The sequence below is a fragment of the Pseudomonas sp. B21-009 genome, assembly GCF_024749345.1.
Classification (GTDB): Bacteria; Pseudomonadota; Gammaproteobacteria; order Pseudomonadales; family Pseudomonadaceae; genus Aquipseudomonas.
On record NZ_CP087199.1, the window covers coordinates 4,500,461 to 4,516,443 of the forward strand.

Here is a 15,983-nt window from a genome sequence, read left to right on the forward strand (position 1 = left end):
TTCAGGGCAGCAACGGGCAATGCTCGCAATGCCCGACCCAGTCGACCTTGTAACTCAGGCAGCAGGTGCGGCGCCGACGCCGTCCTCGAGCATCCTGGCTGACGGCGGCATACAAAGGGCTGCCGGGCGTTGACAGCAGCACCTGCAAGCCTGAGCTGTCGCCACTGCCTTGCAGCAGTTGATCCAGGCAATCACCGGCATTGCCCCACAACACCGCCGTTGCCAGCGCGCCCCGCTCGGCCAGGCGCGCAACCAGCGGTTGCAGATGCTCAGCCAGCAAGTCCTGGCAGGGGGCGCCGTCGGCGATCAGCGCAAGCGGCAAGCCGCGCTCATCCAGCAACAGCGATGTCTGGCTGAAAGCCGCCAGGCTTGCACCCTCGCGCAACGTCCGCCAGAGCAGCGCGAAATAGTACTTGGACCACTGCGAGACCAGCACCGGCCGCTGCGCTGGCATCAGTTCGCGGCCATACAATGCCAGCAGCAAGGCATCGAAGCGGGTTTCGTCGAGCAACGCCTGCAGGGCGATCGGCGAACTCATGCGCCGTCCTGGTTGCGCGGCCAGTTGAGGCTGAAGCAGGCGCCGCCCAGGCGCTCGCTGCGCCCCACAGACGCCCGCCCGCCATGCCAGTAAATGATCCGCCGCACGATAGACAAGCCCAGGCCATGCCCGCCAGAGGCACGCGTGCGGCTGTCGTCGAGGCGGGTAAAGGGGGTGAAGATGCGCTCCCAGACGCTTTCCGGCACGCCGGGGCCATCGTCCTCGACATCGATCCGGCACCGTTGCAGGCCCAGCTGATAGCTGAGGCTGACCTGTGATTCGGCGTGGCGCATGGCATTGCTGACCAGGTTCTGCAGCGCCCGGTGCAGGTAGCGCGGCTCGGCCTCGACCCACGGCCCCTGCCCGTCCGGACCCTTTTCGCCGCCCTGGCAGGGACCGCGCAGCACCCGCACCTCGCGGCGCAGCGGCGCCAGCTCGGCGATCACCTGGTCGAGCAAGGCATCCAGGTCGACGCGCTGGAAATGCAGGGCCGGCGCGCCCTGCTCCAGGCGCGCGTAGGTGAGCATCTCATCGACCAGCTTGTCGAGGTCCTGGATATCGCCGTCCATGCCGGTCAGGTACTTGTCCCGGGCCTGGTCATTACTGGCGCTGGCGATCATCTCCAGGCCAAAGCGCAAGCGCGCAACCGGCGTGCGCAGCTCGTGAGACACCGCCCGCACCAGCTCGCGCTGGATGGTCAGCGAGCGCTGCAGGTGTTCGGCCATGCCATTGAACGCTGCGGCCAGGCGCCCGACCGAGTCGGCGTCGTCGGCCGCCACGCGGGTTTCCAGGCTGCCCTGGGCGATCAGCGTTGCCGCGGCCTCAAGCCCCGACAGGCGCCGCTCCAGCTGGCGCACCAACAGGTAGACGATCAGGCCGATCAGGCACAGGCCCAGCACCGCAATCAGTACCAGCAACTGCGGCGGATAGGGGTTCATCTGGTACAGCGGGCCGATTTCCAGTACCCAGGGCGTGCCGACCAGGCCGGCGAACACGCGGATCGAGTCACCGTCCTTGCCCAGGGCCATCACCGTGTCGCCTTCATCGATGCGCCGGCGCTGGTCTTCGTCCATGTCGGTCTGATTGACCCGCTGCAGGCGCAGGTCGAAGCCAAAACCCTTGCTCTGCTTGAGGGCGGCCAGGCGCTGGGGCTGCTCGGCCACCGGGTAGCGCACCAGTTCATCGGCGAGCAGATAAATAGTGGCGCGGGCCAGTTGCTCGCTGATCTGCTGCACCTCACCGACCAGCAGCAAATCCTGATCACCGACCTGGCGCAGCACCTTGGCCGCGTGCGGGCCGGTCTTCTCGACCAGTACCTGCCCACGCTGCAAGCCGCTGCGCTGGCTACCGTCCAGCGCAGTACTGCTCAGCGCCTGCAACTCCAGGGGAATCCCCAGCAGGCGCTCCCAGATCAACAGCGCGCGCTTGCGCTCGACAGCATCCAGCGGCGCCAGGTTGTCAGCCATCAGGGTAAAGGTGCCGTGGGCCAGGCGTTCGCGGTACTGGCCGGCGCGCACCTCGTTGAGCAGGTGCAAGCTGAGCACGCCAAGCACCGCCACCAGCACCAGGGCGGCAAGCATGCCGCCATAGATGCGCAAAAAGATCGAGTTCATGGCACCTGGCCCATAGCTTGGGCCGCTTCACGAACGAACAGGTAGCCTTTGCTGCGGATGGTCTTGATCATCCGTGGATGCTCCGGGTCGTCGCCTATTTTCGGGCGGATGCGCGAAATACGCACATCAATGGAGCGGTCCTGGCCGTCATAGCCGACGCCGCGCAGGGAGGTGAAGATCTCCTCGCGCGACAAGATGCGCCCGGCGTTGCTTACCAGCAGCCATAAAAGGTCAAACTCGGCGCTGGTCAGTTCGATGCCGCTGTCGTACAGCCAGGCCTCGCGCAAGGTGTTATCGACCCGCAACGGGCCAAACTGCAAAGCTTGCGGTACTTGCGGCTCGGCCGCAGCCTCGCTGCGCCGCAGCAGGGCGTTGATACGCGCCAGCAGCAAGCGCGGGCGCACCGGCTTGCACACGTAGTCGTCGGCGCCCAGGTCCAGGCCCTGGACCTGGTCGAGGTCGTCGCTGCGCGCGGTGAGCATCAGGATCGGCCCGGGGTACTGCTTGCGCACCTTGCGGCAGATACTCAGGCCGTCCTCGCCAGGCAGCATCAGGTCGAGGATCACCAGGTCGGGCTGCTCGGCGATGATCCGCGCCGCCGCCCGGGCGCCATCGCCCTCCACGTCCACGACAAAGCCATTGGCCTGCAGGTATTCACGGGTCAGGTCAGCCAGCCGCTGGTCATCCTCGACGATCAATACCCGACTGCTCTGCTCCACGGCTCACCTCAACAGCTTGTTGTTATAAAGAGTGCCCAGATCACCAAAAGGCAACATTGGCCCCGGATACTACGTCGGGTACCGGCGCCTGCCAACCGCCGTTACCCGCAGTAAAAAACCAGTGGGCAAGGCGCTCGGACAAGCCGATTTTTTGTGATAGGGTTCGCGCCCGCAAAATCCGCCTGCGACCCTTTGCCCCGCGAAAAAATCGGTGACGGGCGGTCATTGCGCGCTAAGACGCGGCCTACAAGGGGTTGAGTGAAATCACTCACAAAATACGCACAAGTTATCCACAGACCGCGACCTTGCATTACCCCCAAGACCGCATTATCTTGTATCCCAAGCGAAACAAAACACTACATCTTGGGGTTTCCTGAAAATCCCAAGCACAAGTCAAGCAGAGAACTCAAGCCCTCAACGGCTAGATTTTTTGCTGGAACTTTAGAAGAGATCAGCAGCCAAACCGCTCCTGCGCAGGCTTCCGTTGCAAACCCTTGGAGGGTGTTGTTTCGGGTACGGGTGTTGCAAGCCATCGGCACACCCGACAGCAACAGTTTTGAGTCGTAGATTCAAGACCTTTGACTTCGGCCAGGGAGCGGCAAGCATTTGCCCTAATTCCTGAACTGTCCCGAAGTGAGTATGCCCGACCTGTGCGGCATGCCGGAACGCTCGTTCCTGCGCGCCCTCAAGGTCGGTTGTTGGGCTTTCGGACGGAACGGTTGGCGCTCACAAAGCGCCTAAACATACTTAGAGAACGTGGAGACACCCATGCAAACCGACACAACTCGCGAGAACCCGCAGGCTTTGGCGCCGCAGGCCGCTGATTCGAACCAGGATCTGGCTGCCACCGCTCCGGGCCAACTGCGCGTGATCAAGCGTAACGGCACTGTCGTCGCCTACACCGATGACAAGATCACCGTGGCCATCACCAAAGCGTTCCTCGCAGTTGAAGGCGGCACCGCCGCCGCCTCGTCGCGCATCCACGACACCGTTGCCCGCCTGACCGAACAAGTCACCGCGACCTTCAAGCGTCGCATGCCTTCGGGCGGCACCATCCACATCGAAGAAATCCAGGACCAGGTCGAACTGGCCCTGATGCGTGCCGGCGAACAGAAAGTCGCCCGTGACTACGTGATCTACCGCGACCAGCGTGCCAAGGAGCGTGCCACCCGTGGCCACGCCGAAGACGCCGGCGTGCAGCCGCACCCAAGCATCCGCATCACCCGCGCCGACGGCAGCCTGGCGCCACTGGACATGAACCGCCTGAACACCATCATCAGCGAAGCCTGCGAAGGCCTGGCCGAAGTCGATGGCGACCTGATCCAGCGCGAAACCTTGAAGAACCTCTACGACGGCGTGGCCCTCACCGACGTCAACACCGCCCTGGTGATGACCGCCCGTACCCTGGTCGAGCGCGAGCCGAACTACTCGTTCGTGACCGCCCGCCTGCTGATGGACACCCTGCGCGCCGAAGGCCTGGGCTTCCTCGAAGTCGCCGAGAGCGCCACCCACCACGAAATGGCCGAACTGTACGCCAAGGCCCTGCCTGCCTACATCGCCAAGGGTGTCGAGTTCGAACTGCTCAACCCTGCCCTGGCCGACTTCGACCTGGAAAAACTGGGCAAGGCGATCAACCACGAGCGCGACCAGCAGTTCACCTACCTGGGCCTGCAGACCCTGTACGACCGCTACTTCATCCACAAGGATGGCGTGCGCTTCGAGCTGCCTCAGGTGTTCTTCATGCGCGTGGCCATGGGCCTGGCGCTGGAAGAGAAAGACAAAGAAGCCCGTGCCATCGAGTTCTACAACCTGTTGTCGTCCTTCGACTACATGGCCTCGACCCCGACCCTGTTCAACGCCGGTACCCTGCGCCCGCAGCTGTCGAGCTGCTACCTGACCACCGTGCCGGACGACCTGTCGGGCATCTACCACGCGATCCACGACAACGCCATGCTGTCGAAATTCGCCGGTGGCCTGGGCAACGACTGGACCCCTGTGCGTGCACTGGGCTCCTACATCAAGGGCACCAACGGTAAATCCCAGGGCGTCGTGCCGTTCCTGAAAGTGGTCAACGACACCGCCGTCGCCGTTAACCAGGGTGGCAAGCGCAAGGGCGCTGTCTGTGCCTACCTGGAAACCTGGCACCTGGACATCGAAGAATTCATCGAGCTGCGCAAGAACACCGGTGATGACCGTCGTCGTACCCACGACATGAACACCGCCAACTGGATCCCTGACCTGTTCATGAAGCGCGTCTTCGATGACGGCAAGTGGACCCTGTTCTCGCCATCGGAAGTGCCAGATCTGCACGACCTGACCGGCAAGGCCTTCGAAGAGCGCTACGAGTACTACGAAGCCCTGACCGAGTACAACAAGATCAAGGTGTTCAAGACCATCCAGGCCAAAGACCTGTGGCGCAAGATGCTCTCGATGCTGTTCGAGACCGGCCACCCATGGCTGACCTTCAAGGACCCGTGCAACCTGCGCAGCCCGCAGCAGCACGTGGGCGTGGTCCACAGCTCGAACCTGTGCACCGAGATCACCCTGAACACCAACAAGGACGAGATCGCGGTCTGCAACCTGGGCTCGATCAACCTGCCGAACCACATTGTCGATGGCAAGCTGGACACCACCAAGCTGCAACGCACCGTCAACACCGCCGTGCGCATGCTCGACAACGTGATCGACATCAACTACTACTCGGTGCCGCAAGCGCGTAACTCGAACTTCAAGCACCGTCCGGTCGGCCTGGGCATCATGGGCTTCCAGGACGCGCTGTACCTGCAGCACATCCCTTACGGCTCCGACGCTGCCGTCGAGTTCGCCGACAAGTCGATGGAAGCGGTCAGCTACTTCGCCATCCAGGCGTCCTGTGACCTGGCCGACGAGCGTGGCGCCTACGAGACCTTCCAGGGTTCGCTGTGGTCCAAAGGCATCCTGCCGCTGGATTCGCAACAGATCCTGATCGAAGCCCGTGGCCAGAAGTACATCGACGTCGACCTGAACGAAACCCTGGACTGGGCGCCGGTGCGTGCCCGCGTACAAAAAGGTATTCGTAACTCGAACATCATGGCCATCGCGCCGACCGCGACCATCGCCAACATCACCGGCGTATCGCAGTCCATCGAGCCGACCTACCAGAACCTGTACGTGAAATCGAACCTCTCGGGCGAATTCACCGTGATCAACCCGTACCTGGTTCGCGACCTCAAGGCCCGCGGCCTGTGGGACTCGGTCATGATCAACGACCTGAAGTACTACGACGGTTCGGTGCAGCAGATCGAGCGCATTCCGCAAGAGCTCAAAGACCTCTACGCGACCGCCTTCGAAGTGGAAACCAAGTGGATCGTCGATGCCGCCTCCCGTCGCCAGAAGTGGATCGACCAGGCCCAGTCGCTGAACCTGTACATCGCCGGCGCTTCGGGCAAGAAGCTCGACGTGACCTACCGCATGGCCTGGTACCGTGGTCTGAAAACCACCTACTACCTCCGTGCCCTGGCCGCGACCAGCACCGAGAAGTCGACCATCAACACCGGCAAGCTCAACGCCGTCTCCAGCGGTGGCGACAGCGCCCCGGTACAAGCAGCGCCAGCCGGCCCTGCTCCGGTACCAAAGGCCTGCGCGATCGACGAGCCGGATTGCGAAGCCTGCCAATAAGCGCCTGAAGGCCCGCTCCCTGTAGGAGCGGGCTTGACCCGCGAAAGGGCCGGCCCTGCCGCCCCCTTTCCAAAGCGCCGAACAACAAGGTCGGGGCCACCCCGACCTCCCCCGAGGGCCTCAGCCCGGGGAAGCATTCCAAGTTTTTGCGTGCACCGCAGTACCCAACCGCAAGCACCGCAACCAAGATCCACCGGCCATACTGATATGGCCCTCAAGCAGGAGACCCACCATGCTGAGCTGGGACGAATTCGATAAAGACGAAGGCGAAGAAGCCGCCAAAGGCACTACCGCCACTCAAGCTGCTGCCGCAGGCATCGACAAGCTCGATAACGCTGGCGGTGTGGCTGCCCTGGAAGCGCGCGCCGTGACTGCCGACGACTCCGAAGCGGTCAAACGCGCCAAGGCGGCCCTGGACAAACTCGACATCGCCGAAGGCCTGGCTGAGCTGGAAGGTTCTGCTGCCCGCGTCGCGGTTGACGAAAAGCGCATGATCAACTGCCGCGCCGACCTCAACCAGCTGGTACCGTTCAAATACGACTGGGCCTGGCAGAAGTACCTGGACGGCTGCGCCAACCACTGGATGCCGCAAGAGGTCAACATGACCGCGGACATCGCCCTGTGGAAAAACCCGGAAGGCCTGACCGACGACGAGCGTCGCATCGTCATGCGCAACCTGGGCTTCTTCTCCACCGCCGACTCCCTGGTTGCCAACAACCTGGCCCTGGCCGTGTACCGCCTGATCACCAACCCCGAGTGCCGCCAGTACATCCTGCGCCAGGCCTTCGAAGAGGCGATCCATACCCACGCCTACCAGTACTGCATCGAGTCGCTGGGCATGGATGAAGGCGAGATCTTCAACATGTACCACGAGATCCCGTCGGTCGCAAAAAAAGCCGCCTGGGGCCTGAGCTACACCCGCGCGATCTCCGACCCTGAGTTCAACACCGGCACCGTCGAGACCGACAAAGAGCTGCTGCGCAACCTGATCGCCTACTACTGCGTATTGGAAGGCATCTTCTTCTACTGCGGCTTCACCCAGATCCTGTCCATGGGTCGTCGCAACAAGATGACTGGCGTTGCCGAACAGTTCCAGTACATCCTGCGTGACGAGTCCATGCACCTGAACTTCGGTATCGACGTGATCAACCAGATCAAGATCGAAAACCCGCACCTGTGGGATGCCGAAATGAAGGAAGAAGCCTCGCAGATGATCCTGCAGGGCACCCAGCTGGAAATCGAATACGCCCGCGACACCATGCCGCGCGGCGTGCTGGGCATGAACGCAGCGATGATGGAGGACTACCTCAAGTTCATCGCCAACCGTCGCCTGTCGCAGATCGGCCTGAAGGAAGAGTACCCAGGTACCACCAACCCGTTCCCATGGATGAGCGAGATCATGGACTTGAAGAAAGAGAAGAACTTCTTCGAGACTCGGGTTATCGAGTACCAGACGGGTGGGGCGTTGAGCTGGGATTGATTTCCACGTTCATGTTCGACAACAAAGGCTGCCGCGAGGCGGCCTTTTTTATTCGCCTGCTCACGCCTTTGCGAAACGCGCCAGTACGACCTCGACTAAGCAACGCAGCTTGGCCGTACGCTGCCGGTTTACCCCTAAGCATCTGCCGGTTCGGCGAGCAGCTATCCGCCAACACCTTTATCAGTTCGTCGCGTTGCAACCCATCTGATCCGCATTTTGCCGCGCCATCTGAATCTGTTTCGGTAACAGCGCCAGAGCGAAAATAGTCCTGCGCCCCGCTCTACCGGGCGCATTTCGCGACTGCAGCCTGGCGCTGCACCGCAAAACCTTCTTCTGGAGCGCTCCATGGGTAAGCTTGCAATCTTCGTCGTGGGTTTTCTGGCGCTGGCCATTGCGATTGGCGCACTCGGTACCATTTCTCCCCTGTAAACAACGCCGTTCTTCAACCTTCTGACTCAAGCCTCCAGCATCGCGTTGACGATGGCGCCGCATCCGCCGCCAACCTGTGCGAAAATAGGGGGCTTTTGTTCATATGTTTGGAGATGTACAGCTTGGTAATGCACTACTCAACCAGCGGCGATGCAGTCGCTTGCGGTCGCGCCGGTATTAACCTCACCAGCACCTCCACCCCTGACCAGGTTTCCTGCAAATCGTGTCAGCGGTCCCTGGTCAAGACGGAGTCGCCTGCGTCGGCCAAGAAATCCACCCCGTCCCTGGCAGAGCTGCGTAAACAACGCATGGCCAAGGCCAGCCCTGCCCCGAGCACGTTCTGCTTCAAGGCCAACTGGCGTGCACGCCTGAGCGCCCTGCCTGGCAGCAGCCGCCTGCCGCGCGGCGTAGCACCTCAGCGCTTCGTCTAAGCGCCCCTGCGAGGACACGTGGGGCCGACACGCGGCCCCACGTGACCTTCCCCTCATCGCGGCTGACGATACCCGGCCAGCCAGTGCTCCAGCTCGTCATCCATCCCGCAGCCGATCAGCACCCACAGCAGTACCCGGCATTTACGCGGACACAAGAAACCCGCCATCAGTGCGCCTTTGCGTTGCAGGTCCATTTCGCCGCCGTCGAAGCCGTAGGTGTGATTTGCCGTAGGCCCCGAACCGGTTCGCGAGGCAATAATCACCGGCATCCGGGTGGTGATGTAACCCAAGCACTTGGCCCAGGCTGCCGACACATGCCCGGCGCCGAACCCGGCGATCACCAGCCCTTCATACCCAAGCCCGGCGACTTGCTCGAGCAGCAGGGTATCGGCGGCAAAATAAGCCTCCAGCAGCACCACACGTTGATCCAGGCGCCAGGGTTCGGGTAACGGCTGACGCGGCCGGGCGGGTTTCAGGTAACAGACACGCCCCTCTATCAGCAGGCCTTCGCAGCCGAAGTGCGGTGAGCTGAAAGCGGCCATGGCCATGCTCTCGGTTTTACGCACATGGGCCGCGGCATGGATCTGATCATTGATCACTACCAACGCACCACGACCGCGGCTCTGCGCATCCAGCGCCACCCGCACCGCTGCCAGCAGATTGGCAGGGCCGTCAGCGCCGGGCTCGCTGGCGGCACGCATGGCACCGGTGAGGATCAGGGGCGCATCGAAGGGCCAGAGCAGTTCGAGAAAGTACGCTACCTCCTCCAGGGTGTCAGTGCCCTGGCTCAGCACCACGGCGTGGGCGCCCTCTTCCACCTGGGATTTAGCCCAGTACAGGACATCGATCAGTTGAATGAACGACAACGAGGCACTGGGTAACAGCTGCAGGGTTTTCGCCGAGATGTGCGCAAGATCTGCAAGCCCGGGCGCGTCGGCGAGCATCTGCAAGCTGTCGAGGCCCGGCGTGACACCTTCGCCTGCCGCTGACTGGAGCATGCTCAGGGTACCGCCCAGGGTTCCTATGGCGAGCTTGGGCAGGGTCATACGCCAGCTCCTGTAACCAGATGGCAGGCGCGAGAGAGACTGATCGGGGCAGCATTTGCAGACATGGGCGTTGGCCTTCTTATCGTTATGGAGGGACGCCAGTTAAGCGGACACTCGGTTAGATAAGACAGTCAGGCGGGTCTGAAGCTGGGGCGGGAATGGTCTTGGGTTGGGGAAAGGGCAATCATGCTAGCAGGTGTTTCCAGCTAATCAGGCGTTGCCTGCATCGCCGGCAAGGCCGGCGCCCACAGGGATCGCGACTAGCAGTTGAATCGCCAGAAAGACAAAACCCCTACCTGCATGCGCAGATAGGGGTTTCGGAATTTAATCTTGACGATGACCTACTCTCACATGGGGAAACCCCACACTACCATCGGCGATGCATCGTTTCACTGCTGAGTTCGGGATGGGATCAGGTGGTTCCAATGCTCTATGGTCGTCAAGAAATTCTGTTGCCAGAAGGTCTTGTTAGACACTCCAGCGAATCGGGTATGTGATGTTTGTGAGTTACAAATCTTCGGCTGTGCAGTCTTCACAACACCGCAATCTGGTCTTCGACGCAAATTGCTTGGGTGTTATATGGTCAAGCCTCACGGGCAATTAGTATTGGTTAGCTCAACGCCTCACAGCGCTTACACACCCAACCTATCAACGTCGTAGTCTTCGACGGCCCTTCAGGGAGCTCAAGGCTCCAGTGAGATCTCATCTTGAGGCAAGTTTCCCGCTTAGATGCTTTCAGCGGTTATCTCTTCCGAACATAGCTACCCGGCAATGCCACTGGCGTGACAACCGGAACACCAGAGGTTCGTCCACTCCGGTCCTCTCGTACTAGGAGCAGCCCCTCTCAAATCTCAAACGTCCACGGCAGATAGGGACCGAACTGTCTCACGACGTTCTAAACCCAGCTCGCGTACCACTTTAAATGGCGAACAGCCATACCCTTGGGACCGGCTTCAGCCCCAGGATGTGATGAGCCGACATCGAGGTGCCAAACACCGCCGTCGATATGAACTCTTGGGCGGTATCAGCCTGTTATCCCCGGAGTACCTTTTATCCGTTGAGCGATGGCCCTTCCATACAGAACCACCGGATCACTAAGACCTACTTTCGTACCTGCTCGACGTGTCTGTCTCGCAGTCAAGCGCGCTTTTGCCTTTATACTCTACGACCGATTTCCGACCGGTCTGAGCGCACCTTCGTACTCCTCCGTTACTCTTTAGGAGGAGACCGCCCCAGTCAAACTACCCACCATACACTGTCCTCGATCCGGATAACGGACCTGAGTTAGAACCTCAAAGTTGCCAGGGTGGTATTTCAAGGATGGCTCCACGCGAACTGGCGTCCACGCTTCAAAGCCTCCCACCTATCCTACACAAGCAAATTCAAAGTCCAGTGCAAAGCTATAGTAAAGGTTCACGGGGTCTTTCCGTCTAGCCGCGGATACACTGCATCTTCACAGCGATTTCAATTTCACTGAGTCTCGGGTGGAGACAGCGCCGCCATCGTTACGCCATTCGTGCAGGTCGGAACTTACCCGACAAGGAATTTCGCTACCTTAGGACCGTTATAGTTACGGCCGCCGTTTACCGGGGCTTCGATCAAGAGCTTCGCGTTAGCTAACCCCATCAATTAACCTTCCGGCACCGGGCAGGCGTCACACCCTATACGTCCACTTTCGTGTTTGCAGAGTGCTGTGTTTTTAATAAACAGTCGCAGCGGCCTGGTATCTTCGACCGGCATGGGCTTACGGAGCAAGTCCTTCACCCTCACCGGCGCACCTTCTCCCGAAGTTACGGTGCCATTTTGCCTAGTTCCTTCACCCGAGTTCTCTCAAGCGCCTTGGTATTCTCTACCCAACCACCTGTGTCGGTTTGGGGTACGGTTCCTGGTTATCTGAAGCTTAGAAGCTTTTCTTGGAAGCATGGCATCAACCACTTCGTCGCCTAATGGCAACTCGTCATCAGCTCTCGGCCTTAAGATCCCGGATTTACCTAAGATCTCAGCCTACCACCTTAAACTTGGACAACCAACGCCAAGCTGGCCTAGCCTTCTCCGTCCCTCCATCGCAATAACCAGAAGTACAGGAATATTAACCTGTTTTCCATCGACTACGCTTTTCAGCCTCGCCTTAGGGACCGACTAACCCTGCGTCGATTAACGTTGCGCAGGAAACCTTGGTCTTTCGGCGTGGGAGTTTTTCACTCCCATTGTCGTTACTCATGTCAGCATTCGCACTTCTGATACCTCCAGCAAGCTTCTCAACTCACCTTCACAGGCTTACAGAACGCTCCTCTACCGCATCACCTAAGTGATACCCGTAGCTTCGGTGTATGGTTTGAGCCCCGTTACATCTTCCGCGCAGGCCGACTCGACTAGTGAGCTATTACGCTTTCTTTAAAGGGTGGCTGCTTCTAAGCCAACCTCCTAGCTGTCTAAGCCTTCCCACATCGTTTCCCACTTAACCATAACTTTGGGACCTTAGCTGACGGTCTGGGTTGTTTCCCTTTTCACGACGGACGTTAGCACCCGCCGTGTGTCTCCCATGCTCGGCACTTGTAGGTATTCGGAGTTTGCATCGGTTTGGTAAGTCGGGATGACCCCCTAGCCGAAACAGTGCTCTACCCCCTACAGTGATACATGAGGCGCTACCTAAATAGCTTTCGAGGAGAACCAGCTATCTCCGAGCTTGATTAGCCTTTCACTCCGATCCACAGGTCATCCGCTAACTTTTCAACGGTAGTCGGTTCGGTCCTCCAGTCAGTGTTACCTAACCTTCAACCTGCCCATGGATAGATCGCCCGGTTTCGGGTCTATACCCAGCGACTAAACGCCCTATTAAGACTCGCTTTCGCTACGCCTCCCCTATTCGGTTAAGCTCGCCACTGAATATAAGTCGCTGACCCATTATACAAAAGGTACGCAGTCACCTAACAAGTAGGCTCCCACTGCTTGTACGCATACGGTTTCAGGATCTATTTCACTCCCCTCTCCGGGGTTCTTTTCGCCTTTCCCTCACGGTACTGGTTCACTATCGGTCAGTCAGTAGTATTTAGCCTTGGAGGATGGTCCCCCCATATTCAGACAAAGTTTCTCGTGCTCCGTCCTACTCGATTTCATGACTAAGAGATTTTCGCGTACAGGGCTATCACCCACTATGGCCGCACTTTCCAGAGCGTTCCGCTAATCTCAAAGCCACTTAAGGGCTAGTCCCCGTTCGCTCGCCACTACTAAGGGAATCTCGGTTGATTTCTTTTCCTCAGGGTACTTAGATGTTTCAGTTCCCCTGGTTCGCCTCTTGCACCTATGTATTCAGTACAAGATACTCAGCTTATGCTGAGTGGGTTCCCCCATTCAGAGATCTCCGGATCAAAGTCTGTTTGCCGACTCCCCGAAGCTTATCGCAGGCTACCACGTCTTTCATCGCCTCTGACTGCCAAGGCATCCACCGTATGCGCTTCTTCACTTGACCATATAACCCCAAGCAATCTGGTTATACTGTGAAGACAACATTCGCCGAAAACTTGTAATTACTCACAAATTTTACCTTAGCCTGAACACACACCAGTGAAAGTGCTGTCCAGTCTATCTTTCTATCACATACCCAAATTTTTAAAGAACGATTCTGAAAAAGTTCAGAAATCAACATTCGATGCGAATGCTCATTTCTAAGCTTTACGAAGCAGTATTAATGGTGGAGCCAAGCGGGATCGAACCGCTGACCTCCTGCGTGCAAGGCAGGCGCTCTCCCAGCTGAGCTATGGCCCCATAACAAAATTGGTGGGTCTGGGCAGATTCGAACTGCCGACCTCACCCTTATCAGGGGTGCGCTCTAACCAACTGAGCTACAGACCCAATTTCGAGCGCGTAACTGTTAGCTTGGAGCTATCAGCTTGGAGCTTAAAGCTGCTTCTATCGTCTTCTTCAATGAATCAAGCAATTCGTGTGGGAGCTCATAAGACAGCTGATGTCTGTCGATTAAGGAGGTGATCCAGCCGCAGGTTCCCCTACGGCTACCTTGTTACGACTTCACCCCAGTCATGAATCACACCGTGGTAACCGTCCTCCCGAAGGTTAGACTAGCTACTTCTGGTGCAACCCACTCCCATGGTGTGACGGGCGGTGTGTACAAGGCCCGGGAACGTATTCACCGCGACATTCTGATTCGCGATTACTAGCGATTCCGACTTCACGCAGTCGAGTTGCAGACTGCGATCCGGACTACGATCGGTTTTGTGAGATTAGCTCCACCTCGCGGCTTGGCAACCCTCTGTACCGACCATTGTAGCACGTGTGTAGCCCAGGCCGTAAGGGCCATGATGACTTGACGTCATCCCCACCTTCCTCCGGTTTGTCACCGGCAGTCTCCTTAGAGTGCCCACCATAACGTGCTGGTAACTAAGGACAAGGGTTGCGCTCGTTACGGGACTTAACCCAACATCTCACGACACGAGCTGACGACAGCCATGCAGCACCTGTGTCAGAGTTCCCGAAGGCACCAATCCATCTCTGGAAAGTTCTCTGCATGTCAAGGCCTGGTAAGGTTCTTCGCGTTGCTTCGAATTAAACCACATGCTCCACCGCTTGTGCGGGCCCCCGTCAATTCATTTGAGTTTTAACCTTGCGGCCGTACTCCCCAGGCGGTCAACTTAATGCGTTAGCTGCGCCACTAAAATCTCAAGGATTCCAACGGCTAGTTGACATCGTTTACGGCGTGGACTACCAGGGTATCTAATCCTGTTTGCTCCCCACGCTTTCGCACCTCAGTGTCAGTATGAGCCCAGGTGGTCGCCTTCGCCACTGGTGTTCCTTCCTATATCTACGCATTTCACCGCTACACAGGAAATTCCACCACCCTCTGCCCTACTCTAGCTTGCCAGTTTTGGATGCAGTTCCCAGGTTGAGCCCGGGGATTTCACATCCAACTTAACAAACCACCTACGCGCGCTTTACGCCCAGTAATTCCGATTAACGCTTGCACCCTCTGTATTACCGCGGCTGCTGGCACAGAGTTAGCCGGTGCTTATTCTGTCGGTAACGTCAAAATACTCACGTATTAGGTAAGTACCCTTCCTCCCAACTTAAAGTGCTTTACAATCCGAAGACCTTCTTCACACACGCGGCATGGCTGGATCAGGCTTTCGCCCATTGTCCAATATTCCCCACTGCTGCCTCCCGTAGGAGTCTGGACCGTGTCTCAGTTCCAGTGTGACTGATCATCCTCTCAGACCAGTTACGGATCGTCGCCTTGGTGAGCCATTACCTCACCAACTAGCTAATCCGACCTAGGCTCATCTGATAGCGCAAGGCCCGAAGGTCCCCTGCTTTCTCCCGTAGGACGTATGCGGTATTAGCGTTCCTTTCGAAACGTTGTCCCCCACTACCAGGCAGATTCCTAGGTATTACTCACCCGTCCGCCGCTGAATCGAAGAGCAAGCTCTTCTCATCCGCTCGACTTGCATGTGTTAGGCCTGCCGCCAGCGTTCAATCTGAGCCATGATCAAACTCTTCAGTTCAATACTGCTTGGGTTTTGAGAAAACCCTAAACTTGGCTCAGCAATCTCAAATGACTTACTTTCAAATCTTTCGATTTTCGTGTAGCCACTTGTGATGCTGATAATCTTTTTGACTATCAGTCTGAGCTCACAAGCACCCACACGAATTGCTTGATTCAGTTGTTAAAGAGCGGTTGGTTAAGAGCTTTTCGTCTCAACCGAGGCGCGCATTCTACGCCTTCCTCAGATCCTGTCAAGCGTTTATTTTGAAGTTTTTCGTTTCACTTCAAACACTTGACTCGCTGCGATCTCTCGTAGCGGGAGGCGAATTCTACAGCGTTTCAAACCGCTGTCAACTGCCTTTTTCACCGCTGCCGATCTTTCGACCGAAGCTCTTCCGGATCACCCTGGAACCGCTAACTCTTTGAAACTCAAGGAGTTTTCAGTTCCAACTGCGCCGGAAGTGGGGCGAATTATAGAGAGATCTGCGGGGGGCGTCAAGGACTTATTTCAACTTTGTTTCAGCGGGGGCGTTTTGGCTATAAGCAGCAAGCTTCAAGCTGCAAGTAAAAGCAGAG

General features: G+C 58.3%; 7 protein-coding genes, 2 tRNA genes and 3 rRNA genes. 3 read left to right on the top strand and 9 right to left on the bottom strand.

Annotated elements, in window-relative coordinates; all coding sequences use genetic code 11:
* Position 1 precedes the first annotated feature (1 nt).
* From fhuF to LOY34_RS20785, 3 genes are read right to left on the bottom strand one after another with little or no spacing between them, the layout of a single operon-like run.
* Complete coding sequence (gene fhuF, locus LOY34_RS20775) at positions 2–538, bottom strand: siderophore-iron reductase FhuF (protein WP_195884844.1); 537 nt, start codon at positions 536–538, stop codon at positions 2–4.
* The gene (locus tag LOY34_RS20780) at positions 535–2,151 is read right to left on the bottom strand and encodes an ATP-binding protein (RefSeq protein WP_045195608.1); all 1,617 of its coding nucleotides are present in this window, start codon (positions 2,149–2,151) and stop codon (positions 535–537) included. The genes fhuF and LOY34_RS20780 overlap by 4 nt, the downstream gene beginning before the upstream one ends.
* Positions 2,148–2,870 carry a response regulator transcription factor gene (locus LOY34_RS20785; RefSeq protein WP_195884845.1) on the bottom strand — a complete coding sequence of 241 codons (723 nt, stop codon included), beginning with the start codon at positions 2,868–2,870 and terminating at the stop codon, positions 2,148–2,150. The genes LOY34_RS20780 and LOY34_RS20785 overlap by 4 nt, the downstream gene beginning before the upstream one ends.
* A gap of 768 nt (positions 2,871–3,638) precedes the next feature.
* Between LOY34_RS20785 and LOY34_RS20790 the strand changes: the two genes are divergently transcribed.
* The 3 genes from LOY34_RS20790 (at position 3,639) to LOY34_RS20800 (ending at position 8,867) form a co-directional block, all read left to right on the top strand.
* Positions 3,639–6,527, top strand: coding sequence for a ribonucleoside-diphosphate reductase subunit alpha (locus LOY34_RS20790; RefSeq protein ID WP_045195612.1), 2,889 nt, complete (start codon positions 3,639–3,641; stop codon positions 6,525–6,527).
* Between the two features lie 232 nt (positions 6,528–6,759).
* Complete coding sequence (locus LOY34_RS20795; protein WP_045195614.1) at positions 6,760–8,007, top strand: ribonucleotide-diphosphate reductase subunit beta; 1,248 nt, start codon at positions 6,760–6,762, stop codon at positions 8,005–8,007.
* A gap of 557 nt (positions 8,008–8,564) precedes the next feature.
* Complete coding sequence (locus LOY34_RS20800; protein ID WP_195884846.1) at positions 8,565–8,867, top strand: hypothetical protein; 303 nt, start codon at positions 8,565–8,567, stop codon at positions 8,865–8,867.
* A 53-nt stretch (positions 8,868–8,920) separates the two neighbouring features.
* On the opposite strand, the gene LOY34_RS20805 is transcribed toward LOY34_RS20800, so the two are convergent.
* The 6 genes from LOY34_RS20805 to LOY34_RS20830 all read right to left on the bottom strand — a co-directional run bounded on the left by LOY34_RS20805 (position 8,921) and on the right by LOY34_RS20830 (position 15,426).
* A complete protein-coding gene (locus LOY34_RS20805) occupies positions 8,921–9,913 on the bottom strand; it encodes an asparaginase (RefSeq protein WP_195884847.1) in 993 nt (330 codons plus the stop codon).
* Positions 9,914–10,241: 328 nt separating this feature from the next.
* Positions 10,242–10,357 (bottom strand): 5S ribosomal RNA (gene rrf / locus LOY34_RS20810).
* A gap of 135 nt (positions 10,358–10,492) precedes the next feature.
* Positions 10,493–13,382, bottom strand: a 23S ribosomal RNA gene (locus tag LOY34_RS20815).
* A 220-nt stretch (positions 13,383–13,602) separates the two neighbouring features.
* A tRNA-Ala gene (locus tag LOY34_RS20820) sits at positions 13,603–13,678 on the bottom strand.
* 10 nt (positions 13,679–13,688) lie between these two features.
* Positions 13,689–13,765 (bottom strand) — tRNA-Ile (locus LOY34_RS20825).
* A 124-nt stretch (positions 13,766–13,889) separates the two neighbouring features.
* Positions 13,890–15,426, bottom strand: a 16S ribosomal RNA gene (locus tag LOY34_RS20830).
* The 16S, 23S and 5S rRNA genes sit together here with 2 tRNA genes alongside, the layout of an rRNA operon.
* Between the last annotated feature and the right edge of the window lie 557 nt (positions 15,427–15,983).